The organism is Sphingomonas sp. PP-CE-1A-559 (assembly GCF_004340965.1).
Classification (GTDB): Bacteria; Pseudomonadota; Alphaproteobacteria; order Sphingomonadales; family Sphingomonadaceae; genus Sphingomonas.
Map to the genome: position 1 here is coordinate 606,186 of NZ_SLYA01000002.1, position 26,958 is coordinate 633,143.

Consider the following 26,958-nt stretch of genomic DNA (forward strand, 5'->3'; position numbering starts at 1 on the left):
CCCTTCCAGGGAGGGGAGTCGAAGAAGGGCGATGCAGCTAACGCGAACGGCATCCCCGAGCATCATATAAAGATATCTTTATATTTGATTTGGGCCCCCTGATCCCCTAAGTGGCACGGCATCCGGCACGGGCATGAGGCTCGCCGATCACAGAATTTCCAGGAGACCCATAGTGGCCACCACCCTCGCCCCCGCGAAGACCGACTACGTCGTCGCCGACATCAGTCTCGCCGATTTCGGCCGCGCCGAGATCAACATCGCCGAGACCGAAATGCCCGGCCTGATGTCGCTGCGCTCGGAATTCGGCGCAGCGCAGCCGCTCAAGGGCGCGCGGATCACCGGCTCGCTGCACATGACGATCCAGACCGCCGTGCTGATCGAGACGCTGACCGCACTCGGCGCCGACGTGCGCTGGGCGACGTGCAACATCTTCTCGACGCAGGACCATGCCGCCGCCGCGATCGCCGCGACCGGCGTGCCGGTTTTCGCGATCAAGGGCGAGAGCCTCGCGGATTACTGGAACTATGTCGGCGACATCTTCTCGTGGGATCGCGACGTCGAGGGCCAGACCGCCAACATCATCCTTGATGACGGCGGCGACGCGACGATGTTCGCACTCTGGGGCGCCAAGCTCGAAGCCGGCCACACGATGCCCGAGCCCGAGAACGAGGAAGAGGTCGAGATGCAGCGTGCGCTCAAGGCGTATGTCGCGAAGAACCCCGGTTACCTGACCGAGACCGTCAAGAACCTGAAGGGCGTTTCGGAAGAGACCACCACCGGCGTCCACCGCCTGTACGAGATCGCCAAGAAGGGCGAGCTGCCGTTCCCCGCGATCAACGTCAACGACTCGGTCACCAAGTCGAAGTTCGACAACCTCTACGGCTGCAAGGAGTCGCTGGTCGACGCGATCCGTCGCGCGACCGACGTCATGCTCGCCGGCAAGGTCGCCTGCGTTGCCGGCTTCGGTGACGTCGGCAAGGGCTCGGCCCAGTCGCTCCGCAACGGCGGCGCGCGCGTGATGGTCACCGAAGTCGATCCGATCTGCGCACTGCAGGCGGCGATGGAGGGCTTCGAGGTCGTGACGATGGAAGAGGCCGTGAAGCGCGCCGACATCTTCTGCACCGCGACCGGCAACGCCGACGTCATCACCGCCGATCACATGAAGGCGATGAAGCCGATGTCGATCGTCTGCAACATCGGCCACTTCGACTCGGAGATCCAGATCGCCGCGCTTTCGAACTACGACTGGACCGAAGTGAAGCCCGGCACCGACCTGGTGAAGTTCCCGGACGGCAAGCAGATCATCATCCTGGCGAAGGGTCGCCTGGTGAACCTCGGTTGCGCCACCGGCCACCCATCGTTCGTCATGTCGGCCTCGTTCACCAACCAGACGCTCGCGCAGATCGAGCTCTGGACCAAGGGCGAGAACTACAAGAACGAAGTCTACGTCCTGCCGAAGCACCTCGACGAGAAGGTCGCGATGCTCCACCTCGAGAAGCTCGGCGTGAAGCTGTCGAAGCTTTCGGACAAGCAGGCCGGCTATATCGGCGTGCCGGTCGAGGGCCCGTTCAAGCCGGACCACTACCGCTACTGATCTTAGGGATTTAGTAGGGTTTTCGAAAGCCGCGTCCGCGATTAGGCGGGCGCGGCTTTTTCGTTACGCATCCGTGTTGCAGCTCTGCAACATGTTTGTAATGTTTTGCTGCCCGGATTGAAAAACGGGCAGGAAAGGTGTCCTTCTGACCTCAGTAAAAGATTGGGTTCAGGGGTTATTTAATATGACTGGCATGCCGATCCGGAAGTCCGGATTGTTCGTAACAGCGTCGACGGTGGCGTTCGTATTAGTCTCAATGATCCCGGCAGCGGCGTAGACTGCAACACCGGTTGACGCGCAAAGCCAGGCGCCCGGCACCGATCCAACAGCTCCGGTTGGTTCGGACACTACGACGGGCGCAGTTGCACAGACAGTGGCGGCCGAAGCCAATGCCGGCAGCGAGATCGTCGTCACCGGTTCGCGCATCGCGCGGCCGACGCTCAATTCGCCTATCCCCGTCACCACCGTGACGCAGGCCGACCTGACGCGGACCGGCGCTGTCGTGATCGGCGACGTGCTGAACGACCTGCCGTCGCTGCGCTCGACCTACAGTCAGGCGAACTCGACCCAGTTCATCGGTACTGCCGGCATCAACCTGCTCGATCTTCGTGGTCTTGGGCCATCGCGTACGCTGGTTCTCGTCAACGGCCGCCGTCACATCACCGGATCGACCGGCGAGTTTCTCGTCGACACCAACACGATCCCGACCGACCTGATCGACCGCGTCGACATCGTTACCGGCGGTAGCTCGGCGGTGTATGGTTCGGACGCCATGGCCGGTGTCGTGAACTTCGTGCTGAAGCGCAATTTCGACGGCGTATCGCTTAATGCCCAGAGCGGGATCGCGGATCGCGGCAATCGCGGTACATATCGCCTGTCGGGCACCTTCGGGACTAACTTCGCCGAGGGGCGCGGCAACATCGCGCTCGGTCTCGAATATAACCAGGCCGATCTGCTGACTTATACCGACCGTCCGGGGTTGACCGGTGCCTATGATGGCCGGAACCAGTTCCAGCGTGTCGCGACCAACGCGTCCGGTCAGCCGCAGCGGACTTTCCTAACGGGTGTCCGTAGCTTCGGCTATGACAATGGCGGCAACTTCATCGCCTATAACGGCGGCAATCTGCTGGGCTGCGGTGGTGGCGTAGCTGCTGCCTGTCGTGCGAACGGCGCTCCCCGCGTGTTCGGCTTCGGGTCGAACGGGCAACTCTCCGAGTATAATTACGGGAATGATTTCCGCCCGGTAGGCTCGAACAACAACCAGAACGGCAGCGGCGCGACGCTGACCGATACGGGTACGTTGGATCCGTCGCTCAAGCGCTACGTCGCAAACCTGATCGGCCATTACGACGTATCGGAAGCGTTCAAGCCGTTCTTCGAAGCGAAGTTCGTGCGCGTTGAAAGCTTTGCCCAGTCGAGCGGTACGTTCAACCAAGGTGGATCGCAGGGGACCGATGCCGAGGGCGAGACGTATCTTGGTGGGGGCGTGCCGATCGCGTTCGACAACGCGTTCCTCAATCCTCAGGCTGCGGCGACCATCCGGTCGTTGTTGCCGGCAGGCTCCGAGTATTTCCGCCTCAATCGCAACAACACCGATCTCGGCACGCGTGATGAGGCCGATCGTCGCGATACCTATCGCATCGTCGTCGGTGCAGAGGGGACTTTCAACAACGACTGGAAGTATGATTTCTCGATAAACTACGGCGAATTCCGTACGAAGTCGAAATTCTACAACAACCAGTTCCAGTCGCGCTTCTACAACGCGATCGATGCGGTCCGTAACGGGGCCGGCCAGATCGTCTGCCGCATCAACCAGGCGACTGTCGTCGATCCGTCGTGCGCTCCGCTCAACATCCTGGGCGGGGGGCGGGCTAGCCAGGCCGCGCTGAACTACATCAACACGACCTCGACCAGCCGCGGCAAGGCGACTGAGTTCGACGTGACGGGCAACATCGTCGGGGATAGCTCGCAGCTGTTCGAACTGCCCGGCGGTCCGGTCCGGTTCGCGGTCGGCGGCGAGTATCGTCGCGAAACGGCGTTCTCGGCGTATGACGATACCATTAAGGGCGGCGACACGTTCTTCAACGTCATCCCCGACTTCCGTCCACCCGCATTCGCCGTGAAGGAAGCGTATGGCGAGATCGAAATTCCTCTGTTGAAGGACATCAGCTTCGCCAAGGAGCTGACGATCAACGCTGCAGGTCGTGTCGCGGATTACAAGGGGTCCACGGGAACGGTCTATGCCTATAACTTCGGCGGGATCTATGCGCCGATCAACGACATCAAGTTCCGCGTGAACTATTCGCGGTCGGTCCGGGCGCCTACGCTTGGCGATCTGTACGCTTCGAACAGCCAGGACTTCCCGCAGCTCGACGATCCGTGCGATGTCAACTTCATCACCACGGGGCGCTCGACCCGTGCTGCAAACTGTGCGGCAGCAGGTGTTCCGGCTGGTTTCATCAACAGCACGGCCCGGGCTGGTTCCACTGAAATCCTGTCAGGCGGCAATCCCAACCTACAGGCGGAGAAGTCACGGAGCTGGACCTATGGTGCGATCTTCCAGCCCAGCTTCCTTCCAGGCTTTGCGCTCACGGTCGATTATTACGACATCAAGATCAACAAGGTCATCAACGCTGTCGACGCACAGACGATTCTCGATGCCTGCTATGACGCTCCGACGCTGACCAACCAGTTCTGCAGCCTGATCAATCCGCGCCAGGCGAACGGCCTGTTCGCACGGCCGGCGCTGTTGCAGAGCACGGTCAACTTCGCCGCGCTCAAGGCCAAGGGCATTGATTTCGACGCCAGCTACAACCGCCGGTTCGGTGCGGACACCAAGGCTGCGGTGCGCGTGGTGGGGACCTGGGTCCGCGACCGGACCGACTTCCCGTATCTCGACGAGCCGAGCCGCCCCGACCGGGTGAAGGGCGAGCTTGGCGATCCGATCTGGAACGTCAACGCATCGGTCGACCTGACGCACAAGAACTTCACGATCGGCTATCAGGTCCGCTATATCGGCCGCCAGTCAATCACCGATTGGGAGGCGCAGCACGACACAAACGGCGTTCCTGCGCTCAACCCGAACTATGCCGACGTCGTCTATTATCCGAAGGTGTTCTATCATGCGGTTCGCGCGTCGGTCGACGTCGACAAGCGCTTCACCTTGTACGGCGGCGTCGATAATCTGACCGATAAGAAGCCGCCTTACGGTCTGCTCGGCAATGGCGATGGCGACGCGATCTACGACAACATTGGTCGCGCGATGTACATCGGCGCTTCGGTGAAGCTGTAAGCGTAAGCCAGGTTCTATCGGTTAGATCGAGAAGGGCGGGTCCTTATGTCGGGCCCGCCCTTTTCCTTGTCTCGTGGCTTTCCCCTGGGGGACGGTTTGGCCTACATGGTCCGATGATGTCGCTACGGGCTTCCCGATAATGGTCCTAGGGATCGGTGCCGCCGTGATGGTAGGGGCGTTGCTGCTCCTGGTGATCCTCGCCGGCTTGGTACTGCTATACATCGGACTGCAAGCCCGTTCCGACGCCGCGGAAGTGATAGAGGTGCGCGCGCAGTTGCAGACGATCCTCGATGGATCGCCGGCGATCGTGACGGTGATCCGTTCTGGCGGGCGGATCGAGATGACGCAGCGGATGGCGGACTGGCTTGGGCTTGGGGCGCCGCCTCGGTCGATCGCGGAGCTTGCTGCCGGGGGGACGGGGCTGTCCGCCGACGATGCCGCGCGACTGATTGCCGACGTCACGGCGGCGCAGCGGTCGGGGCGGGCGTTCGTGCGCTCGGTGCGATTGCAGGGCTCGACGCGGGCGATCACGTTTCGCGGCGGGCGCGCGCCGGGCGCGATGGGCGCGACCGGGGCGGTGCTGCTATGGGCGTTCGATGCGACCGACAGCGAGGCGGAGATCGCACGACTTGGTTCCGAGACCGCGCGACTCGGCGAGGCGTATGAATCGCTGACGGGGCTGATCGAGGCGGCGCCGATGCCGATGTGGTATCGCGCGACCGACTTGCGACTGGCGATGGTCAACAGCGCGTATGTCGATGCGGTCGAGGGGCGTGATGCCGCCGACGTCGTCGCGCGTGGGCTGGAACTGGTCGAGGGATCTGGGCGTGGCGGGCCTCTCGCTGGTGCCGCGGTCGCGCGCGAGCAGGGACGCCCGCATCAGCAGGTCCTGCCCGCGACGATCGACGGTGCGCGACGGTCGCTGCAAATCTACGACGTACCGTTGCCGAGCGGCGGCGTGGCCGGGTTCGCGATCGATATCGAGGAACTGGAGCAGGCGCGGTCGGGCGCCAAGCGCTTTGCCGAAGCCCAGCGCGCGATGCTCGACCGGCTATCGGCAGGCGTGGCGCAGTTCGGTGGGGATCGCTCGCTCGTGTTCTGCAACCAGCCGTTCCGGCGGATGTTCGCGATGCGGAGCGAATGGCTCGCCGACCGTCCCGAATTCGACCGCGTGCTCGAGCGGATGCGCGAGGCGAACCGGCTACCGGAGGTCCGCGATTTCCCGAGCTGGAAGGCGGAGCGGCGCGACTGGTTCATGCAGACTGGCTCGGCCCAGGGCGGCGGTGCGATGGAGGAGAATTGGCACCTGCGCGGCGGCACGCATCTCCGCGTGGTCGCGCAGCCGCTCCCCGATGGCGGCCTGTTGCTGATCTTCGAGGATCGCACCGAGCAGGTCCAGCTCGCCAGCGCGCGCGACACGTTGCTGCGGGTGCGGACGGCGACGTTCGACAATCTGTTCGAGGCGCTCGGCGTCTTCGCGGCGGATGGCCGGTTGCAGCTGTGGAACAACCGGTTCCGGGCATTGTGGGGGCTGGAGGAGGAGTTCCTTGCCTCGCATCCCCGCGTCGATGCGTTTGCCGAGGCGGCTGGCGCCAAGCTCGCGACCCCGGGGCGGTCCGCGTTGATCCCCGACCTCGTCCGGTCGGCGACGGTCGGGCGCCAGCAGCGCGGCGGACGCGTGGCGTTCGCGGATGGGCGGCATTTTGAGTTTGCCGGCGTGCCGCTGCCCGACGGGAATGCGCTGTTCACGATGCTCGACATCACCGACAGCCGGCGCGCGGAGCAGGCTTTGCGGGATCGTGCGGACGCGCTTGAAGCGACCGACAAGGTGAAGACCGCGTTCGTCGCGAACATGAGCTACGAACTGCGCACGCCGCTGACGTCGATCAGCGGGTTCGCGGAGATGCTTCACGGCGGCTATGCCGGCGCGATGACGCCGCAGGCCGAGGGCTATGTAGGGGCGATCCTCGAGTCGGTCGAGCGGCTGGGGTTGCTGGTCGACGACGTGCTCGACCTGACGCGCGCGGAGAGCGATCGTGCGGAAACCGATCGCAGCGACGTGGACCTCGCAGCTACCGTGCGCGCCGCGGCGGAAACGATCCTGCCGTCGGCCAAGCGACGTAAACTCGACTTCGCGATCGAGGTCGCGCGCTCGACGGGCCGCGTGAACGGCAATCCGAAGCGGCTGAAGGAGGTCGTCGAGCATCTGTTGCGCCATGCGGTCGCGGCGACGCCGGACGGCGGGCGGGTGCTGCTGCATACCGACGGTAATGCGACGTCGGCGCGGATCGTGGTGTCGGACGATGGGGTTGGGATGGATGCGGAGGCGGTGGCGCATGCGTTCGACCGGTTTGCGGAGTCGAAGCCTATGGGGGATCGCGCTCTGGGTCTCGGATTGCCGTTGGCGAAACAGTTCGTCGAGGCACACGGCGGGACGATCGAGCTTATGTCCGAACCCGGCGCCGGCACGCTGATCACCGTCGAGCTACCACGCCGATGAGCGCCGATCTTCTGCCCCCTCTCCCCTCCGGGGAGAGGGTCGGGGTGAGGGGTCGCCGAGCAGCGCAGCGCCTCGAACGGCCCCTCACCCAACCCTCTCCCCGAGGGGGAGAGGGCTCGTGCGCATGATCCGTCTACCCGACCCGCAAGCCACCGAAGCGTTCGGGGCTATGCTTGCCAAGCGCGTTCGACCCGGCGACGTGATCACTCTTGTGGGCACGCTCGGCTCCGGCAAGACCAGCGTCGCCCGCGGCCTCCTCGCCGCACTCGGCCTCGCCGGAGAGGCACCATCGCCCAGCTTCGCGATCGTCCAGCCCTACGAGCCACCCGAAGTGCGCTTTCCCGTACTGCACGTTGACCTCTACCGCATCGACGACCCCGCCGAGATCGAGGAACTCGCGCTCGACGACGCGCGCTACGATTCGCTCCTGCTGGTTGAATGGCCGGAACGCGCAGGCCCGGATTACTGGCCGGATGCGCTTCGCCTGAGCCTGACGATCGAGCCGGACGGCACGCGCAGCTTGACTATCGGCGTGCCGGAAGCTTGGAAGTCGCGATGGCCGACATGACCCCGCCGCCCGGCGCCGCCGCTTTTCTCGACGTTCATGGCTGGGGTGGGGCACAGATCCTTCCGGTCGCGGGCGACGCGTCGTTCCGGCGCTATTTCCGCGCGATCGAGAGCGCCGAACAGGGTGGGCGCCAAGCGATCCTGATGGATGCGCCACCGCCGCACGAAGATCCCCGCCCGTTCATCGCCATCGCCGAATGGCTGGTCGAGCGCGACTTCGCCGCGCCCGCCATTCTGGCGTGTGACCTCGACCAGGGGCTCGTGCTGATCGAGGATTTTGGCGACGATAGATTGCGTGAGGCGGTCGACGCGGCGCCCGCGGACGAACTGTCGCTCTACGGGCCGGCGATCGACTTGCTGGTGCGGTTGCGCGCCGAGCCGGCTGGGCCGGTCCCCCCTTACGATCGCGCGGTGCTGAAGCGCGAGGCGGGGCTATTCGTCGAATGGTACTGCCCGGCGGTCGGGGTCGAGCCAGATCTGGCTGGCTGGGCCGCGGCATGGGAGGCAGTGTTCGATCACGCCATCGCCGAGACTCCGGTCACGGTTTTGCGCGATTATCACGCCGAGAACCTGATGCTCGTCGGACCGGCGCGGTCGCTCGGGTTGCTCGATTTTCAGGACGCGCTCGCGGGGCATCCGGCCTATGATTTGGTGTCGCTGTTGCAGGATGCGCGGCGGACGGTCGATCCGGCGGTCGAGGCGGCGATGCTGGCGCGATATCGTGCGGCGGCGGATGCGGGAGACGAGTTCATGAACGCGTATCACGTGCTCGGCGCGCAGCGGAATGCGAAGATCCTCGGCATCTTCACGCGGCTGTGGAAGCGCGATGGCAAGCCGCATTATGCGACGATGTGTCCGCGTGTGTGGACGTATCTGGAGCGCGATCTGGCGCAGCCGGTCATGGCGCCGGTCGCGGCGTGGTTCGCGGCGAACGTGCCGCCCGCGAAGCGCGGCGATCCGCTGGCCTTGAGCGCGTGACCCGCCAGCAGACGATCCGGCCCGTCCCTCGCGGTGTCGTGCCCGAAACGGCGATGGTGATGGCGGCGGGCTTGGGCAAGCGGATGCGCCCGCTGACCGCGACGCGACCAAAGCCGCTGGTTCAGGTCGCGGGCAAGCCGTTGATCGACCACGTGTTCGAGCGGTTGCAGGCCGCCGGGATCAAGCGCGCGGTCGTCAACGTGCATTACTTGGCGGACACGCTGGAGGCGCACGTCACCGACCGGTTCGCGGGGATCGACGTCGTGATCTCCGACGAGCGGAAAATGCTGATGGAGACGGGCGGCGGGCTCGTCCAGGCGCGGCATCTGCTCGGCGACGCGCCGGTGCTGGTGGTCAACAGCGACAATCTCTGGATCGACGGGCCGGTCGACGCGATCAGGCTGCTCGCGTCGCGCTGGGACGACGCGAAGATGGACGCGCTGCTGCTGATGGTGCCGCTCGCGCGTGCCAACAATCACGGCGGGATGGGCGATTTCTATCTCGGCAGCGACGGGCGGATCGTCGGGCGGCGCAAGCCCGGCCGGGTCGCGCCATTCGCCTATACCGGCATCCAGATTCTCCACCCGCGGTTGATCGCCGACTGGCCGGAGGGGCCGTTCTCGACCAACATCTTCTGGAACCGCGCGATAGCCGCCGGCCGCGCCTACGGCCAGGTCCACCAGGGCCTGTGGTTCGACGTCGGCACGCCCGCCGCGATCCCGAAAACCGAGGCAATCCTCGCGGATGGCTGACGTCGCCACGGCGGATCGCCCGACGCTCTACACGATCCCGGCGCACCGGGCGTTTGCTGACGCGCTGGTCGCCGGGCTGACGCGGCGGGCCGGGCGCGATCCGCTGGCGCTCGCCCGTGCGCTCGTCGTGCTGCCGAACAACCGCGCGGTGAAGGCGGTGACCGAGGCGTTCGTCCGCGCGAGCGGCGGCGGGCTTGTCCTCCCGCGTCTGGTGGCGCTGGGAGATCCGGAGATGGGCGAAGCGGTTGGCGCCGCGCTCGATCCGGCGGACGATATCGATTCGCCGCTGCCCGCGGTACCACCCTATCAGCGTCGCATGATCCTCGCGCGACTGGTATCGGAAGAGCGGGCGCGCGAAGGCCATCCGGTCGATGCCGCCGAAGCGGTGCGCCTCGCAGGCGAACTCGCACGGACGCTCGATCAGTTGCTGGTCGAGGAAGTGCCGCCGACAAGGTTGCGCGATATCGAACTCGGCCCAGAACTGACCGAGCATTGGCGGCGCGCGCTGGCGACGTTCGAAATCGTGCTGCAACGCTGGCCAGGCGAACTCGCGCGGCTTGAGCGGATCGATGCGGCGACGCGGCGCTCGGCGTTGCTCGACCGGCTCGCCCAGCGCTGGCGGAATGCGCCACCAGCCGGGATCGTCTGCGCGGCTGGCGTGACGGATTCCGCACCAGCGGTCGCGCGTCTGCTCCGCTGCATCGCCGACATGCCGCAGGGCATGGTAGTGTTCGCCGGCCTCGACCTCGCGCTGCCCGACGAGGAATGGGACGCGCTCGGCCCGCATGATCCGCACCCGGTGACCGGGCTCACGCGGCGCTCGATCGAAACGCATCCGCAGTTCGATGCGAAGCTGATGCTCCTGCGCATGGGCGTCGCCCGCGGCGAGGTGCAAACATGGCGCGAGGGTGGCGGGCACGATGCCGACCCCGCGCGCGGCCGGGCCATCGCCAACGCGCTGGCGCCCGCGGACTTCACCGGCAAATGGACACAGATCGCGGCGGAGGATCGCCGATTGAAGGGCGTGACCGCCGCCGAACTCGCGACGCCAGCAGAGGAAGCACAAGCGATAGCTCTCGTCCTTCGCGAGGCCCTGGAAGTCCCCGAAAGGACCGCCGCATTAGTCACGCCAGATCGCGCGCTCGCACGGCGCGTAGCGGCGCATCTCGGGCGCTGGGGCATCGGCATCGACGACAGCGCGGGGCGGCCCTTGTCGATCCTGCCGCCGGGGACGTTGCTGCTCGCGCTGGCCGAGGCAGCAGGGCAGCGCTTTTCGCCGCTCCCGTTGCTCGCGTTACTGAAACACCCCCTGGTGCGGGCGGGCGAGGATCGCTTGCTCTGGCTAGACGGCGCACGCGCGCTCGACCGGCGGTTGCGCGGGCCAAGGCCGGCGGCGGGGCTCGACGGGATCGCCGGACATCTGGAGGAGCGTAAAGGCACGGCGGCAACATGGTGGACCGACGTCCAGCCTCTGCTGACGCCGTTGGCGAACGCGTTCGATCAGGGGCAGCAGCCGTTGGCTTCGGTGCTCGCCTGCCTGCGCGAGACGGCGCAGACCTTGTGCGGCGACAATCTCTGGTCGGGTTTGGCCGGGCGAGCGGCGGCGGAGTTCCTCGCCGATCTGGAAGCCGAAGCACCGGCCGGACCGCCGCGGATCGATCCGCGCGAACTGCCGCAACTGTTGCGGACGTTGCTCGACGAAGTAGCGGTACGGCCGGCACCGGGCGGCCATCCCCGGCTCGCGATATACGGCCTGATCGAGGCGCGGTTGCAGACCGCCGACGTCATGGTGCTCGGCGGTTTGAACGAAGGCGTTTGGCCGGGGCGGCCTGCGCCCGATCCTTGGCTCGCGCCGCGCATCCGCATGGAGCTAGGGCTGCCGGGGTTGGAGCGGCGTGTCGGCACCGCGGCGCATGATTTTGCGCAAGCGTTAGGCGCACCTCGCGCGGTAGTCACGCGGGCACGCAGGGATGCGAAGTCACCCGCTCTGGCCTCGCGTCTTTGGCTTCGGTTGCAGGCGCTTGCCGGAGATCGGTTCGAGCGGGCATCTGCACTGGAAGGCTGGACGCGTGCGCTAGACGATCCGGGCGAGCATCTCCCCGCCGACCGTCCCGCGCCATCGCCGCCTGCGCTGCTGCGTCCGAAAGCCATTTCTGTCACAGAGGTCGATCGCCTAAAGGCCGACCCTTACGCCTTCTATGCGCGCCGCGTGCTGGGTTTGATGCCGCTCGATCCGGTCGATGCCGATCCCAGCGCGGCGTGGCGCGGGACGGCGGTGCACGACATCCTCGAGCAATGGTGGAAGCAGGACAACTGCACCGTCGACACGCTACGGCAGCGCGCGAAGGCGATGCTCGATGACGAGCGGACGCATCCGATGATGCGCGCGCTGTGGCAGCCGCGCTTGCTCGAAGCGATCGACTGGATCGCCGGCGCTATCGTCGCGCAAGGCGAGGACGGCCGTACGGTCGCCAGCGCCGAGGGCAAGGGCAAGATCGAGATCGCTGGCGTGACGCTGTCGGGCCGCTACGACCGCATCGACAAGCTCCCCGACGGGCGCCTGGCGGTGATCGACTACAAGACCGGCAAGCCGCCTTCGCCGACCGCCGTCCGCGCCGGTTACAGCCTGCAACTCGGGCTGCTCGGCTTGATCGCGGAACGCGGCGGCTTCCCCGAGGTCTCGGGGACCGCAGGCGCGTTCGAATATTGGTCGCTCGGCAAGAAGCGCGACGCGTTCGGCTATATCGAGAGCCCGGTCGATCCCGAGGGCAAGCGCGACAAGATCCCGACCGCCGAGTTCACCGCCATCGCCGCGCACAACTTCACCGAAGTCGTCGGCGAATGGCTCACCGGCAGCGCCGCGTTCACCGCGAAGCTCGTCCCCGAATACGCCCCCTATGCCGAGTACGACCAACTAATGCGACGCGACGAATGGTATGGCCGTGAGCGGTGACGCGCTCGCCACGCTGCCCCGGCTCAGGGGGGCGCAGGCCGACGCGAGCAACCCGGCGTCGCACGTCTGGCTGTCCGCGTCGGCTGGCACGGGCAAGACGCAGGTCTTGGCGGCACGCGTGTTCCGACTGCTGTTGCGGGGTGTCGATCCCGGTGCGATCCTTTGCCTGACCTTCACCAAGGCAGGCGCGGCGGAGATGGCGCAGCGGATCAACGGGCGGCTCGCCGCGTGGGTGCGGATGCCCGCGCCGGCGTTGGCGGCGGACCTGATCGCGCTCGGCGAGAGCCCGGTCCAGGCGTTGCAGGACCGCGCGCGCACCCTGTTCGCCAAGGTGCTCGACGCGCCGGGCGGGGGCCTGCGCATCCAGACGATCCATGGCTTTTGCCAAGGCTTGCTGGCCGCGTTCCCGGTCGAGGCCGGGCTGACGCCAGGCTTCCGACCGCTGGAAGCGCGCGAGGAAGCCGGCCTGGCGCGCGAGGCGCTGGCGTCGATGCTGTCGGACGCCGAGCGCGAAGGCCGCGAACGTCCGGTCGAGATCGTCGGCCGCCTGTCGCTGCGAATGGGCGAGGGCGGGGCGGAGGCGTTCCTGCTCGCCTGCGCCCGTGCGCTGCCAGCGCTGGAGGCGTTGCCAGTCGGGATCCAGCCATGGCTCCGGCGCGAACTCGGCCTGCCCTCCGGAGACATCGACGAAGCGATCGCGGACTGGTGCGACGCGCTTGACCTCGACGCGATCACGCGCATTGCCGCGGCGAACCGCGCGTGGGGGACCGCCACCGGCCAGGCCGCGGCGGCGACCGTGCAGCGCTGGCTCGACCTCGACGACCGCGCGGCGACGTTGGACGAGCTTGCCAGCGTCGTGCTCACTGGCACGGGCACCCAGCGCAAAGCCTCGAAGAAACTGATCGATGCCGAGCCCGACTACGAAGTCCTCGCGCGCGATCTGGGCGAGGCGTGCACCGACGTGCTGTCGATGGTCCAGCGCGCGACCTATTGCGACCTGCTCGCCGACGGGCTGGAGGTCGGGCGCGATTATGCTCGCGGCTATGCACTGGCCAAGCGGCGCGCAGGCGCGGTCGATTTCGACGACCTGATCGCGACGACGGTGGCGCTGCTAGACCAGCCGGGGATCGGCGAATGGGTGCGCTACAAGCTCGACCAGGCGACCGAGCATCTGCTCATCGACGAGGCGCAGGACACCAACGGCCACCAGTGGCGGATCGTCCGCGCGCTGGCGGACGAGTTCTTCGTCGGTCGCGGCATCTATGCGCCGTCGACGCGGACGCTGTTCACGGTCGGCGATTACAAGCAGGCGATCTTCGGGTTCCAGGGCACCGATCCGCTCAATTTCCAGGCTGCCGAACAGTATTTCGGCGGTCGTGCGAGCGAGGCGGAAGGCGACGACGACTGGCCCGAGGAGGAGCGCGGGCTTCCCCTCGCGCGACTGTCGCTCCGCCACTCGTTCCGGTCGACGCGGACCGTGCTGGAGTTCGTCGATGCGGCGATCGAGGCGATCGGCGAGCCGGGGCTCGGGATTGCGGGCGAAGTCGAACAGCACGCCAGCGAGGTCGCCGGCCCCGGCACCGTGACCTTGTGGCCGCCAGTCTCCGCTGGCGGTAGCGAGGACGACGAAGAGGGTTGGGTCGACGACGCGGTGCGTAAACTCGCGAGCGATATCGCGCGCGCGGTGAAGGGCTGGCTTGCGCCCGAGACAGGCCTGATGCTGGAGAGCAAGGGGCGGCGGTTGCGGCCCGAGGACGTCATGATCCTGGTCAAGCGCCGTGGCGATCTCGCCTCGCTGATCGTCGCGCGGCTCTATGCCGAGGGCGTGCCGGTGGCGGGCGTCGATCGCTTGCGGCTGAACGCGCCGTTCGCGGTGCAGGATCTGCTGGCCACGATCCGCTTCGTGCTGCAGCCCGAGGACGATCTGAGCGTCGCCGCGCTGTTGGTCTCGCCGCTGATCGGCTGGACGCAGGACGAATTGATGGCCGCCGCCCCGCGCGAGGCCGGGCCGTTGTGGCGGCACCTGCAACGCACGCAACCCACGACACGGCTCGCCCCCTTGCTGGCGATGCTGGCGCGCGCCGACATCGCCACGCCGTACCAGTTCCTCGAGGAACTACTGTCGGGGCCGCTCGACGGTCGCCGCAAACTGATCCGCCGGCTGGGAACCGAGGCGCGCGATCCGATCGAGGAACTGCTCAACGCCGCGCTGACGTTCGAGAGTACGACGACGCCCTCGTTGCAGCGCTTCCTCGACTGGTTCGATCGCGGCGATGTCGAGATCGTCCGCGATCCGTCCGCGCCGCTGGACGCGGTACGGGTGATGACCGCGCACGGTGCGAAGGGGTTGCAGGCGCCGCTGGTGATCCTGGCGGATGCGACCGCGGATCCGTCGGCCGCGCCGCGCTCGATCCTGAAATGGGCGCCCGAGCCGGGGGCGGCGCCGATCCCGGTATTCCGGCCGCGGTCGAGCGAGCGTGGCGGGCCGCTGGATGCGGTCGTGTCGGCCGCCGAGCAGCGCGAACTGGAGGAGCATTGGCGGCTGTTCTACGTTGCCGCGACGCGCGCCGAAGAGCGGCTGGTGATCGCCGGTGCGCTCGGGCCCCGCGCAAAGGGCCTGCCGCCGGAGAACAGCTGGTACGCCGCGTCCGATCGCGCGTTGACGGCGCTCGATGTCCCGGTGGGCGAGGGCGCGCGGACGTTCGCCGGGGTCGAGCCTCAGCCTGCGGTGATCGCCAAGGCTTCGGCTTCGGTCGAGATCACGGCTAATGCGCAGCTACCGGGATGGGCGCATGAACCCGCACCGCAAGAAGCGCGTCCGCCTCGTCCGCTGTCGCCGTCTGCGCTGGGTGACGACGCGGTATCCGATCCGCCGCCGACACCAGCGATGCGCGTCGCGGCGGAGCGAGGTCGACTGATCCATGCGTTGTTCGAGCGTCTGCCGGCGGTTGCCGCCACCGACCGCGCGACGGCAGCCGATCGCTGGCTGGCAAAAGCGGGCGGCGTCGACGATGTCGCAGCACGGTCCGAAATCGTGCAGAGCGTGGTCGCCGTGCTTGACGACCCGCGCTTTGCCGAGCTTTTCAGCGCGGATACGCTCGCCGAGGCACCGATCGCTGCGACGCTCGCGAACGGCATGGTCGTGTCGGGAACGGTCGATCGCCTGCTGATCGAGCCCGACCGCATCCGCGTCGTCGACTTCAAGACCGGTCGACGCGCACCGCGCGGCCTCGACGATGTGCCGGAATACCATCTGAAGCAGATGGCAGCCTATGCCGAAGCCTTGGCCGTGATCTTTCCGGGCCGGTCGGTCGAGGCCGCCTTGCTGTACACGGCCGGCCCGCGGTTGATCGTGCTGACCGACGAGACGCTGGCCGCGAACAAGCCGCACTATCGGCCCACGGAGCAAAGCTAGCGCCCCGGTGGTTGAGCGCACACGCGAGCGACCTTAGATACGACTCAACCAAGGAGAATTCACGATGGCTACCAAGCAGATCACCGATGCCAGCTTCGATGCGGACGTACTGAACGCCGACGGGCCCGTGCTCGTCGATTTCTGGGCGGAATGGTGCGGCCCGTGCAAGATGATCGGGCCGTCGCTTGAGGAGATTTCGGAAGAACTCGGCGAGAAGGTAACGATCGCCAAGCTCAACATCGACGAGAACCCCGACGCGCCCGGCAAGTACGGCGTCCGCGGCATCCCGACGATGATCCTGTTCAAGGGCGGCGCACCGGCAGCGACCAAGGTCGGCGCGGAGCCCAAGGGCCGGCTTAAGGCGTGGCTCGAAGGCGAACTCGCTTAAGCTAAATTCCCGCCGTCATCCCAGCGAAAGCTGGGGTGACGGCATTAGCGGTATCAACTTCGATAGTCGGCGTTGATCGAGATGTAGCCATGCGTCAGGTCGCAGGTCCAAACTGTGGCCCGGCCTTCGCCCAGCGCTAGATCAACGCCGATTTCGATCTCGTGACCCTTGAGATGCGCAGCGACCGGCGCCTCGTCATAGCCGCCCAGCGCCAAGCCACCCTCGGCAACCTGCGTATTCCCGAACCGGATCGACAGCGTGTCGCGATCGGCTGGTTCGCCGGCCTTGCCGACCGCCATCACGACGCGGCCCCAGTTGGCGTCCTCTCCAGCAATGGCGGTCTTCACCAGCGGCGAGTTGGCGATGCTCATAGCGATGCGGTGGGCGCTGCGGTCGCTGTCGGCACCGGTCACCTGGATCTCAATCAGCTTCTGTGCGCCCTCGCCATCGCGAACCACGAGCATAGCAAGTTGATGGCACAAGTCTGCCAGCGCCGCGCGGAAGGCGTCCGCCCCCACGCTGTCATCGTCCGCCAGCGCGACGTTACCGGCCTTGCCCGTCGCGAACGCCAGCACGGTGTCGCTGGTCGATGTATCGCTGTCGACGGTGATGCACGAGAAGCTCGGCGCGTTCGCCTTCGACAGCGCGGCTTGCAGGAATTCCGGCTCAACCGCGGCGTCGGTGAAGATAAAGCCGAGCATCGTCGCCATGTCCGGCGCGATCATCCCCGAACCCTTGATGATGCCGACGAGGCTAACGGTGCGATCGCCAATCACTGCCGTCGTCACTGCGCCCTTGGTGAAGGTGTCGGTCGTCATGATCGTCGCTGCGGCATCCTCCCAGCCGCACGGCGCTCCGGCAAACGCGGCGTCAAGCCCGGCCTCGGCCTTGTCGATCGGCAACGGCACGCCGATCACACCCGTCGAGGACACGAACACGTCCGAAGGCTGGCACCCGAGATGCGCCGCCGTCCGCGCCGCGATCGCCTCGACTGCGGCCCGACCACGCGATCCGGTGAACGCGTTGGAATTACCCGCATTCACGACAAGCGCCCGCGCCTGACCGAGCGTCAGCGCCGCGCGGCACCATTCGACTTCAGGCGAAGGGCATTTGCTCGTCGTCAGCACCCCTGCAACGACCGTCCCCGGCTCCAACGTCACGAACGTCAGGTCGTACCGGTCCCACGCCTTGTACTGCGCCCGCGCGACATGCAGCGCGACTCCGTCGATCGCCGGCATGGCGGGAAAGGGTAGGGCGAGGGGAGATGTGGACTCGGTCATGCCTGCCATTTGCCGCTTGTGCCCGGCGGCTGCAACGGCTTGGTTGCGCGCCGGATCATTTCGGGGGATTCGTCAGTGAAGGTATACGGGGTTGTCACGGGACTGGCGTTGTTCGCTGGTGTACCAGTCGAAGCTGCGCCCGAGCCTATCGCGCCAAAACCTCGGATCGAACTGGCGACGTTGTTTGGGTCCGACGCGTATCCGCCGTTGGCGACTAATCTTGGCGAAGACGGGCTGGTGGTCGCGGCGTTGACGATCGATGCGCTGGGCGCGGTAACGGCATGCCGGATCGTCACGTCCTCCGATTCGACGTCGCTCGATGCTGCGACGTGCAGGATCATGACCGAGCACAAGACGGCGTTTTCTCCCGCGCATGATGCCGAGGGCAAGGCGGTTGCAGGATCATACACCTTGAAGACGCGTTGGATATTGCCCGAACCGCCACCCAGCCCCTTGAACAGCGTGGGGCAGCGGTTGACCCTGTTGCTGTCCAACAAAGCCGTGATCAAACGCTGTGAGCTTCGCGACATGCCCGGCAATGTTGCAGTCGAAGCAATGACCATGTGCGCAGGGTTTCGTGAATCCATGGCCGCGATGTTCGGCGGCAACCCCGAGACCTCGCCACCGGGCGACATCGAGGTCCTGGCGCTGATCGACCGGACGATTGGACAGGCCGCTCGTTTGTCTGGTCCGATGCCCGCCGGAATCACGCTCATTCAGGACGTTGGCAGCGAGTTCGTCGTCCAGCCCGATGGCACGCGTACCGGTTGCACGCCGGTCTCGACTTTGGTCGTTGAGACGATGGACGAGGAAGATGCGAAGTCCGCAGACCCGTGCGTCAGCGCCGAGCGGTTCGTCGCGCATAAGGGCGCGCCGATCAAAGTGCAGGACCGGATGCAGATGGGCTATCGGCCGATCGGGCGGCCCGTCGGGAAATGATCACCGGACGACGGATGGACCTTGACGACGTGTTCGCATAAAGCCGGTCCCGCATGAACCTGCTGCTACTCCTCTCTGCCCTGCTCTCCGCGCTGACCGGCGCGGTACCGGGTATGCGTGGGCAGTCCGCCCAGGCAGTAGTGCAAGGCAACGTCTGCTCGCAGTCGGTAGCAGCAACGCCAGTCAAGGTCTTGATAAGGCCCGTATCTGGCCTTCCCGTGCTACCGCAGGTTGCAGTCGCCACGACGCTGCGCGCGATAGCAATCGTCTCGCTTCCGCTATGGGCAGAGCGCCGCCGCGAATAGCGTCCTGGTGTGACCTTATCGTAACCTTTGGATCCGAGCGATCCGCTTCCGCGTGCGCCCACCGTGTGCCGCCGCGTCTCAAATTCAGGAAATCAGCCCATGTTCGGTGGCCTCGCCAAATCCTTGTTCGGTTCGTCCAACGACCGCTACGTCAAGTCGCTCAATCCGATCCTCGCCAAGATCGCTTCGTTCGAGCCGTCGCTCCAGGCGATGTCGGACGAGGAACTCTCCGCGCAGACCGTCAAGTTCCGGGCGCGGCTCGCAGAGGGCGAGAAGCTCGACGACCTGCTCCCCGAGGCGTTTGCGACCGTCCGTGAAGCCGCGCACCGCGTGCTCGGCCAGCGCCATTACGATGTCCAGATGGTCGGCGGCATCGTCCTCCACCGTGGCGAGATCGCCGAGATGCGCACCGGCGAGGGCAAGACGCTCGTCGCCACGCTCGCAACCTATCTCAACGCGCTCCCCGGCGATGGCGTCCACGTCGTCACCGTCAACGATTACCTCGCGGCACGCGACGCGGAGTGGATGGGGCAGGTCTACACCTTCCTCGGCATGACGATCGGCGTCATCATCCCGAACCTGTCGGACGAGGAACGCCGCGCTGCGTACGCCGCGGACATCACCTACGGCACCAACAACGAGTTTGGTTTCGACTATCTCCGCGACAACATGAAGTACGAGCGCAGCGCGATGACGCAGCGCGCGTTCAACTTCGCGGTGGTCGACGAGGTCGATTCGGTGCTGATCGACGAAGCCCGCACGCCGCTGATCATCTCCGGCCCGACCGACGACAAGTCCGAGCTGTACATGCAGGTCGACGCGGTCGTGAAGCAGCTCGATCCCGCCGATTACGACAAGGACGAGAAGCAGAAGACGATCATCCTCACCGAGGACGGTACCGAGAAGGTCGAGCGGATGCTCGAGGCGGCGGGGCTGCTCGAGGGGCAGAACCTGTACGACTTCGAGAATACGCAGGTCGTGCATCACCTCAATCAGGCGCTGCGCGCGATCGTGATGTTCAAGTCGGACATCGACTACATCGTCAAGGACGGCAAGGTCATCATCATCGACGAGTTCACCGGTCGCATGATGGACGGCCGGCGCTGGTCGGACGGCCTGCACCAGGCGGTCGAGGCGAAGGAGGGCGTCCAGATCGAGCCCGAGAACCAGACCATGGCCTCGATCACGTTCCAGAATTACTTCCGCATGTACCCCAAGATCGGCGGCATGACCGGCACCGCGGCGACCGAGGCGGCCGAGTTCTACGACATCTACAAGATCAACGTCGTCAGCATCCCGACCAACGTCGAGGTCAAGCGTGTCGACGAGGAAGACGAGTTCTACAAGGACACCAAGGACAAGTTCGCGGCGATCGCCAAGAAGATCAAGCATCATGCGGACCTGGGCCAGCCGGTGCTGGTCGGCACGGTGTCGATCGAGAAGTCCGAGATGCTGAGCGAGTTCCTGGTCGGCGAGAACGTCGATCACAAGGTCCTCAACGCGCGCTTTCACGAGATGGAGGCGCACATCGTCGCGCAGGCCGGGCGCAAGTCCGCGGTGACGATCGCGACCAACATGGCGGGCCGCGGCACCGACATCAAACTTGGCGGCAACCTCGAATTCCGCATGCTCGACGAGCATCCCGAACTGGTCGAGGGCACGCCGGAGTATGACGAGGCGGCGGCGCGGATCACGATCGAGATCGAGGCGGAGAAGCAGGCGGTGCTCGCCGCGGGCGGTCTGTTCGTGCTCGGCACCGAGCGGCACGAGAGCCGGCGTATCGACAACCAGCTGCGCGGGCGCTCGGGTCGTCAGGGCGATCCGGGCCTGTCGCGCTTCTATCTGAGCCTCGACGACGATCTGCTGCGCATCTTCGGGCCGGACACACTGTTCGCCAAGATGATGCGCAACAACATCGAGGACGGCGAGGCGATCGGCAGCAAGTGGTTGTCGAAGGCAATCGAGACCGCGCAGAAGAAGGTCGAGGCACGCAACTACGACATCCGCAAGCAGGTCGTCGAATATGACGACGTGATGAACGAGCAGCGCAAGGTCATCTACGAGCAGCGCGCGGACATCATGGATGCCGATACGGTCGGCGACGTGGTGACCGACATGCGCGCGGAGACGGTCAACGTGATCGTCGGCGATGCGTGCCCGCCCAACTCGTATCCCGAGCAGTGGGACGTTGCGGGGATGAAGACGCGGCTCGCCGAGGTGATGAACCTCGAACCGCCGATTGATGCCTGGCTGCTCGAGGAGTCGGTCGACCCCGAGGTGATAGAGGAGCGCGTCCGCGCGATGGCGGACGAGGCGATCGCGCAGAAGTCCGCCGATCTCGATACGGAGACGTGGACCTCGGTCGAGAAGTCGATCCTGTTGCAGAATCTCGATCATCACTGGAAGGAGCATCTCGCGACGCTCGACGCGCTGCGTCAGGTCGTCCATCTGCGTGCGTACGCGCAGAAGACGCCGATCAACGAATATAAGCAGGAGGCGTTCTCGCTGTTCCAGCGGATGCTCGAGACGATCCGCGAGGACGTGACCAAGACGATCGCGCATGCGCAGTTCCAGATGCAGGCGCCGGTCGGGTTGCCCGAGCTGCCGGACTTCATCACGACGCATTTCGACCCGTTCACGGGTGAGGATGATTCGAACGACTTCGATGCGGGCACGCGCGGCCACATCACGTCGCAAATGCCGCCGTTGCAGATTCCGCAGCCGCAGGAGGCTGATATCGGCGAGAATCCGGCAAACTGGGAAGGCGTGGTCAGCCGTAATGCACCTTGCCCTTGCGGGTCGGGCCGCAAGTACAAGCAGTGCCACGGGGCTGTTTGATATTTGGACGAACTGACGAGACTTTCCCGAGCTACTACCACCCCGGCGAAGGCCGGGGCCCAGTCGGAAAGGTCGGAGTAACGAAGCGCTCCGGCAATCAGCAACGTCCCCCAACTGGGCCCCGGCCTCCGCCGGGGTGGAGCAATACTCGGTTGGCGTGCAGACACTTTATGCCGCACCCTCCGGTTCTCCCGCGAAGGCGGGAGCCCAGGCTACCAGCGATGGCGTGTGGGACTCCTAGACCCACGCCTTCCGAGGGAACGGTTGTTCGCGGAGGAAGGGATTTCGGAGCCACTCTGCCGACCGATCGTTAGGACCCCATGCGCCAAGCCACCACGATCCTAACCATCGACACCACCCGCCAAGGCCTGATCGACGTTACAGACCAGATCACCCGCTGGACCCGCGACCAACGCTTCACCGAAGGCCTGCTGACGGTATTCTGCCGCCACACCTCGGCCTCGCTTCTGATCCAGGAAAACGCGGCCCCCGAAGTTCGCACCGACCTCGAAGCCTATTTCGCCCGCATCGCTCCTGAGTCACGTGAGTACGAACACGACGACGAAGGCCCGGACGACATGCCCGCCCACCTCCGCACCGCGCTCACCCAGGTCCAGCTCTCGATCCCGCTGATCGACGGCCGACTCGCGCTGGGCACATGGCAGGGCATCTACCTGTTCGAACATCGCCGCCGCCCGCATCGCCGCACATTGGCGCTGCACTTGATCGGCGTTTAGACGAAACGTGAAAAATGAGTCAGTAAGGTGGCGCATTGGAGCGAACCCGTTCATCAACCGTTCCACCACTGACGGCTAATAAGAGGCGTTTCGCCGCACTCGCCGCGAACGGAGACATACCATGTTCATGAAACCTGGTCGCAAGGTCGCATTGGCAGCGCTCGCAACGGGCGCTCTATTGCTGGCCGGTTGCGCGACCGAGACCACCTATCGGCCCGCGACGGGCCAGGGGTTCAGCCGCACCGGCTATAGCGACCGGCAGGTAGAGCCGGGCCGCTTCCTCGTCAGCTTCGCCGGTAACAGCGTTACGTCGCGTGATACCGTCGAGCGTTACCTGTTCTTCCGCGCTGCCGAACTGACGTTGCAGAACGGCTATGACTATTATCTAATGGCCGACCGCGACACCAATCTCCAGTCGCGCACCTATTCGACGCCGGGGATCGGTGGCGGGTTCGGCTATGGCGGCTTCGGCGGCTATTGGGGTCCGTCGTGGCGCTATTACGGGCGCGGCTTTGGCTGGCGTAACTGGAGTCCCTATGGCGGCTTCGGTGGTGGTTTCGGCGGCGGCTATGGCGGGTTCGGTGGTGGCCCATGGGGCAACGACTTCGATATCCGCACGATCGACCGCTACGAGGCGACCGCGGAGATCGTGATGCGCAAGGGCCCGATCCCGCGCGACAACATCCGCGCGTTCGATGCGCGCAAGGTTGTGGACAGCATCGGACCGAGTGTCGTGCTGCCGAAGTAAGCGTTACCTTCGAGATGCCAAAAAGGCCGGGCTACCCCAGGGTAGTCCGGCCTTCTTCGTGCGTTGCTCCCTCTCCCCTTCGGGGAGAGGGTCGGGGTGAGGAGCTGTTGTAGAGGGTAACGCTCGCGGCGCCCCTCACCCAACCCTCTCCCCGAAGGGGAGAGGGCTTAAGAAGCCGCCTTCGCCAAGCCCTTCGACAACTGCAGCGCCCCATGCAGCCGAGCCTTCGGATCGCCCCAGGCCCGCTGCAGCACCAGCTTGCTGTCCGGCCGCAACCGCGCAACCCCGTTCAGCCGCTCGACATACGCCAGCAGCTTGTCGATGTTCGGCGGCTTGTCGTCGTGGAACGAGACCAGCACACCTTTCGGCCCGACGTCGATCTTCGACACGCACGCGCGTTTCGCGTTCAGCTTGATCTCGATGACCTTGATCAAATTCTCGGTCGCATCCGGCAGCGGGCCGAACCGGTCGATCATCTCGGCCGCGAACGCCTCGATCTCCTGGCTCTCGTCGAGGTCGTTGAGGCGGCGATACAGACCCATCCGCAGGTCGAGATCGGGCACGTAATCCTCGGGGATGAGAATCGGAGCGTCGACCGTGATCTGCGGCGAGAAATCGCGCGGCCGGGACGAGGTCATGCCGCCGGCCTTGGCGTCCATGATCGCCTCCTCCAGCATCGCCTGGTAGAGTTCGAAGCCGACCTCCTTGATATGCCCGGTCTGCTCGTCGCCGAGCATGTTGCCCGCGCCTCGGATATCGAGATCGTGGCTCGCCAACTGGAAGCCAGCCCCCAGCGAATCGAGATCGGAGAGCACTTTCAGCCGCTTCTCCGCGGTGACGGTCATCTGCCGCTCGGGTGGCGTCACGAGATACGCATACGCCCGCGTCTTCGATCGACCGACGCGACCACGCAGCTGATACAATTGCGCGAGGCCGAAGCGGTCCGCGCGGTGGACGATCATCGTGTTGGCGGACGCGATGTCGATCCCGCTCTCGATGATCGTGGTCGAGACGAGCACCTCGAACTTCTTGTCGTAAAACGCCGACATCCGTTCCTCGACCTCGGTCGGCGACATCTGGCCGTGCGCGACGACGAAGCGGATCTCGGGCACCTGTTCGCGCAGGAAATCCTCGATCTCGGGCAAGTCCGCGACCCGTGGCGTGACGACGAAGCTCTGCCCGCCGCGGTAATGCTCGCGCAGCAACGCCTCGCGCAACACGACCGGGTCGAACGGCATGATGTACGTCCGCACCGCCAGGCGATCGACCGGCGGCGTCTGGATCACCGACAGCTCGCGGATGCCCGACATCGCCATCTGCAGCGTGCGCGGGATCGGCGTCGCGGTCAGCGTCAGCATGTGGACGTCGGCCCGCAGCGCCTTCAGCCGCTCCTTGTGCGTCACGCCGAACCGCTGCTCCTCGTCGACCACCACCAGCCCGAGGCGCTTGAAGTCGATGTTCTTCGCCAGCAATGCATGCGTGCCGATGACGACGTCGATCGTGCCGTTCGCGAGCCCTTCCTTGGTCGCCTTCGCCTCGCTCGCGGTGACGAGCCGCGACAATCGACCCATGTTCATCGGGAAGCCTTCGAAGCGGGCGACGAAATTGTTGTAATGCTGGCGCGCGAGCAACGTCGTCGGGCAGACGATCGCGACCTGCTTGCCGCCCATCGCCGCGACGAACGCTGCCCGCAGCGCGACCTCGGTCTTGCCGAAGCCGACGTCGCCGACCACCAGCCGGTCCATCGGTTTCCCTGCGGCGAGATCGCCGAGAACGTCCTCGATCGCGCGATCCTGGTCCTCGGTTTCCTCGTACGGGAAGCGGTCGACGAAGCTCGGATAGCCGCTCGCATCGGGTTCGAGCACGTCGCCTGGATGCAGCGCGCGTTCGGCGGCGGTCGCGATGAGTTCGCCGGCGATCTCGCGGATCCGCTCCTTCATCTTCGATTTTCGGCGCTGCCAGCCTTCGCCGCCGAGACGGTCGAGCGTCGCGCCTTCCTCGGACGAGCCGTAGCGCGAGAGGACGTCGATATTCTCGACCGGCACGTACAATTTGTCGCCGCCGGCATAGCTCAGCGCGACGCAGTCGTGCGGGCTCTGGCCAACCGGGATCGAGGTCAGGCCCTCGTACCGCCCGATGCCGTGCTCGGTGTGGACGACGAGGTCGCCCGGCGTCAGCGTGGCCAGTTCGGCTAGGAACGCGTCGGCGGACTTCTTGCGCTTCTTGCGGTGGACGAGGCGGTCACCGAGCATGTCCTGCTCGGTGAGGACCGCGATCCCCGGCGCCGTGAAGCCGTGGTCGAGCGGCAGGACGATCAGCGCGACGCCGAAGCTGCGCGCGGTGTCGGCGATGCCGAGCGCCTCCTGCCAGGTCTCGGCGTGCTTGCCGCCTTTCATGCCGTGGTCGGCGAGCAGGCTCCCCAGGCGTTCGCGTGCGCCGATCGAGTAGCTGGCGAGGATCGGTTTCCGGCCCTGCTTGCGCAATTTCTCGACATGATCCGCGACGGCTTCGTAGATGTTCGTCTGCGCCGCGCGCTCTGGGCCGAAATCGCGCGGGCCGTCGACGTCGAAGTCGAGCACGGTGTCGCTCGGCGGTTCGTGGAACGGCGAGGTGATGTGCGCGGCGAACGCCTCGACGCCGCCGGACCATTCCTGCGCATCGAGATACAGCGCCTTGGCAGGCATCGGGCGGTAGCTGCCGGGCTGGGCCGCCTCGGCGCGCTTGCGGTTCTCGTAATAGTCGGCGATCGATTCGAGCCGGCTTTCGACCGCCGCGGCGACGCCGTTGTCGCGGACCACCACGTCGTCGGCGCCGAGATGGTCGAACAACGTCGCCATCTTCTCCTCGAACAGCGGCAGCCAATGCTCCATGCCCGCGATGCGGCGGCCTTCGGAGATCGCCTGGTACATCGGGTCGCCGGTCGCGGTCGCGCCGAACGCGTCGCGGTAGCGCGTACGGAAGCGCTTGATCGAGTCCTCGTCGAGCAGTGCTTCGGAGGCGGGGAGCAGGACGAAGCCGTCGATCCGGCCGGTCGTGCGCTGGTCGGCGGCGTCGAACGTGCGGACGCTCTCGATCTCGTCGCCGAAGAAGTCGAGGCGCAGTGCATGATCTTCGCCGGACGGGTAGAGATCGACGATCCCGCCGCGCACCGCATACTCGCCCTGGTCGTGGACGGTGTCGGTGCGGACATAGCCGTTCGCCTGGAGCAACATGGCGAGTTTGTCGCGGCCGATCCGTTCGCCGGGCGCCAGACGCGCGACGAGCTGGCGGATGCGGAACGGCGTGAGGACGCGCTGCGTCGCGGCGTTCGCGGTGGTCAGCAGGAGCTGCGGACCCTTGGGTTTGCCTTGCAGGCGTTGGAGCGCGGCGACACGCTCGGCCATGATGCGTAGCGTCGGCGAGGCGCGGTCGTAGGGGAGGCAGTCCCAGGCGGGGAAACTCAGCACTTCGAGATCGGGCGCGAAATACGCCGCGGTCGAGGCAACCGCTCGCATCGCCGCGTCGTCCGGCGCGATGAACACCGCGCGCGTCTTCGCGGCGCGCGCGAGATCGGCGAGCAGCGACGGCTGGAAGCCGGACGGCACGCCGGACAGGATCAGCGGGCTAGTCGCGGAAAGGATCGTCTTGAGGTCTGGCATTGTTTTCCTAAAGCCCTCTCCCCGCTGGGGAGAG

15 protein-coding genes are annotated in these 26,958 nt (G+C 66.0%); 13 read left to right on the forward strand and 2 right to left on the reverse strand.

From position 1 onward, the window contains the following. Positions 1-172: 172 nt before the first annotated feature. The 9 genes from ahcY to trxA all read left to right on the forward strand — a co-directional run bounded on the left by ahcY (position 173) and on the right by trxA (position 16,439). A complete protein-coding gene (gene ahcY / locus C8J42_RS08300) occupies positions 173-1,594 on the forward strand; it encodes an adenosylhomocysteinase (RefSeq protein ID WP_133019616.1) in 1,422 nt (473 codons plus the stop codon). Positions 1,595-1,967: 373 nt separating this feature from the next. Beyond that, complete coding sequence (locus C8J42_RS08305) at positions 1,968-4,886, forward strand: TonB-dependent receptor (RefSeq protein WP_133019617.1); 2,919 nt, start codon at positions 1,968-1,970, stop codon at positions 4,884-4,886. A 139-nt stretch (positions 4,887-5,025) separates the two neighbouring features. Continuing rightward, positions 5,026-7,386, forward strand: a complete 2,361-nt coding sequence (locus tag C8J42_RS08310) for a PAS domain-containing sensor histidine kinase (protein WP_133019618.1) — start codon at positions 5,026-5,028, stop codon at positions 7,384-7,386. 124 nt (positions 7,387-7,510) lie between these two features. Further along, positions 7,511-7,954, forward strand: coding sequence for a tRNA (adenosine(37)-N6)-threonylcarbamoyltransferase complex ATPase subunit type 1 TsaE (gene tsaE / locus C8J42_RS08315; RefSeq protein ID WP_056058455.1), 444 nt, complete (start codon positions 7,511-7,513; stop codon positions 7,952-7,954). Then, positions 7,951-8,931 (forward strand): phosphotransferase, encoded by a 981-nt coding sequence (locus tag C8J42_RS08320; RefSeq protein ID WP_165895473.1) that lies wholly within the window; start codon positions 7,951-7,953, stop codon positions 8,929-8,931. Before tsaE ends, C8J42_RS08320 begins: the two co-directional genes overlap by 4 nt. Continuing rightward, entirely contained in the window at positions 8,928-9,683 is a 756-nt protein-coding gene (locus C8J42_RS08325; RefSeq protein WP_056058461.1) for a nucleotidyltransferase family protein, read from the forward strand. The genes C8J42_RS08320 and C8J42_RS08325 overlap by 4 nt, the downstream gene beginning before the upstream one ends. Beyond that, on the forward strand, positions 9,676-12,636 hold the full coding sequence (gene addB, locus C8J42_RS08330) for a double-strand break repair protein AddB (RefSeq protein WP_133019619.1): 2,961 nt from the start codon (positions 9,676-9,678) through the stop codon (positions 12,634-12,636). The genes C8J42_RS08325 and addB overlap by 8 nt, the downstream gene beginning before the upstream one ends. Next, positions 12,620-16,051: a double-strand break repair helicase AddA gene (gene addA / locus C8J42_RS08335; RefSeq protein ID WP_165895459.1), complete on the forward strand. Its 3,432-nt coding sequence runs from the start codon at positions 12,620-12,622 to the stop codon at positions 16,049-16,051. Before addB ends, addA begins: the two co-directional genes overlap by 17 nt. Positions 16,052-16,115: 64 nt before the next feature. Continuing rightward, complete coding sequence (gene trxA, locus C8J42_RS08340; RefSeq protein WP_055877560.1) at positions 16,116-16,439, forward strand: thioredoxin TrxA; 324 nt, start codon at positions 16,116-16,118, stop codon at positions 16,437-16,439. 53 nt (positions 16,440-16,492) lie between these two features. Here the strand turns inward: trxA and argJ are convergent, their stop codons facing one another. Beyond that, a complete protein-coding gene (gene argJ, locus C8J42_RS08345; protein ID WP_133019621.1) occupies positions 16,493-17,719 on the reverse strand; it encodes a bifunctional glutamate N-acetyltransferase/amino-acid acetyltransferase ArgJ in 1,227 nt (408 codons plus the stop codon). Positions 17,720-17,794: 75 nt separating this feature from the next. On the opposite strand from argJ, the gene C8J42_RS08350 reads away from it, so the two are divergent. From C8J42_RS08350 to C8J42_RS08365, 4 genes are all read left to right on the forward strand, one after another. Then, positions 17,795-18,658 carry an energy transducer TonB gene (locus C8J42_RS08350; protein WP_165895460.1) on the forward strand — a complete coding sequence of 288 codons (864 nt, stop codon included), beginning with the start codon at positions 17,795-17,797 and terminating at the stop codon, positions 18,656-18,658. Positions 18,659-19,062: 404 nt separating this feature from the next. After that, positions 19,063-21,801, forward strand: coding sequence for a preprotein translocase subunit SecA (secA, locus tag C8J42_RS08355; RefSeq protein WP_133019623.1), 2,739 nt, complete (start codon positions 19,063-19,065; stop codon positions 21,799-21,801). A gap of 320 nt (positions 21,802-22,121) precedes the next feature. Then, the gene (locus C8J42_RS08360) at positions 22,122-22,538 is read left to right on the forward strand and encodes a secondary thiamine-phosphate synthase enzyme YjbQ (RefSeq protein WP_133019624.1); all 417 of its coding nucleotides are present in this window, start codon (positions 22,122-22,124) and stop codon (positions 22,536-22,538) included. Positions 22,539-22,665: 127 nt separating this feature from the next. Beyond that, positions 22,666-23,286, forward strand: coding sequence for a hypothetical protein (locus tag C8J42_RS08365; protein WP_056059563.1), 621 nt, complete (start codon positions 22,666-22,668; stop codon positions 23,284-23,286). Positions 23,287-23,453: 167 nt separating this feature from the next. Here C8J42_RS08365 and mfd read toward each other — a convergent pair whose 3' ends face one another. Next, positions 23,454-26,924: a transcription-repair coupling factor gene (gene mfd / locus C8J42_RS08370; protein ID WP_133019625.1), complete on the reverse strand. Its 3,471-nt coding sequence runs from the start codon at positions 26,922-26,924 to the stop codon at positions 23,454-23,456. Between the last annotated feature and the right edge of the window lie 34 nt (positions 26,925-26,958).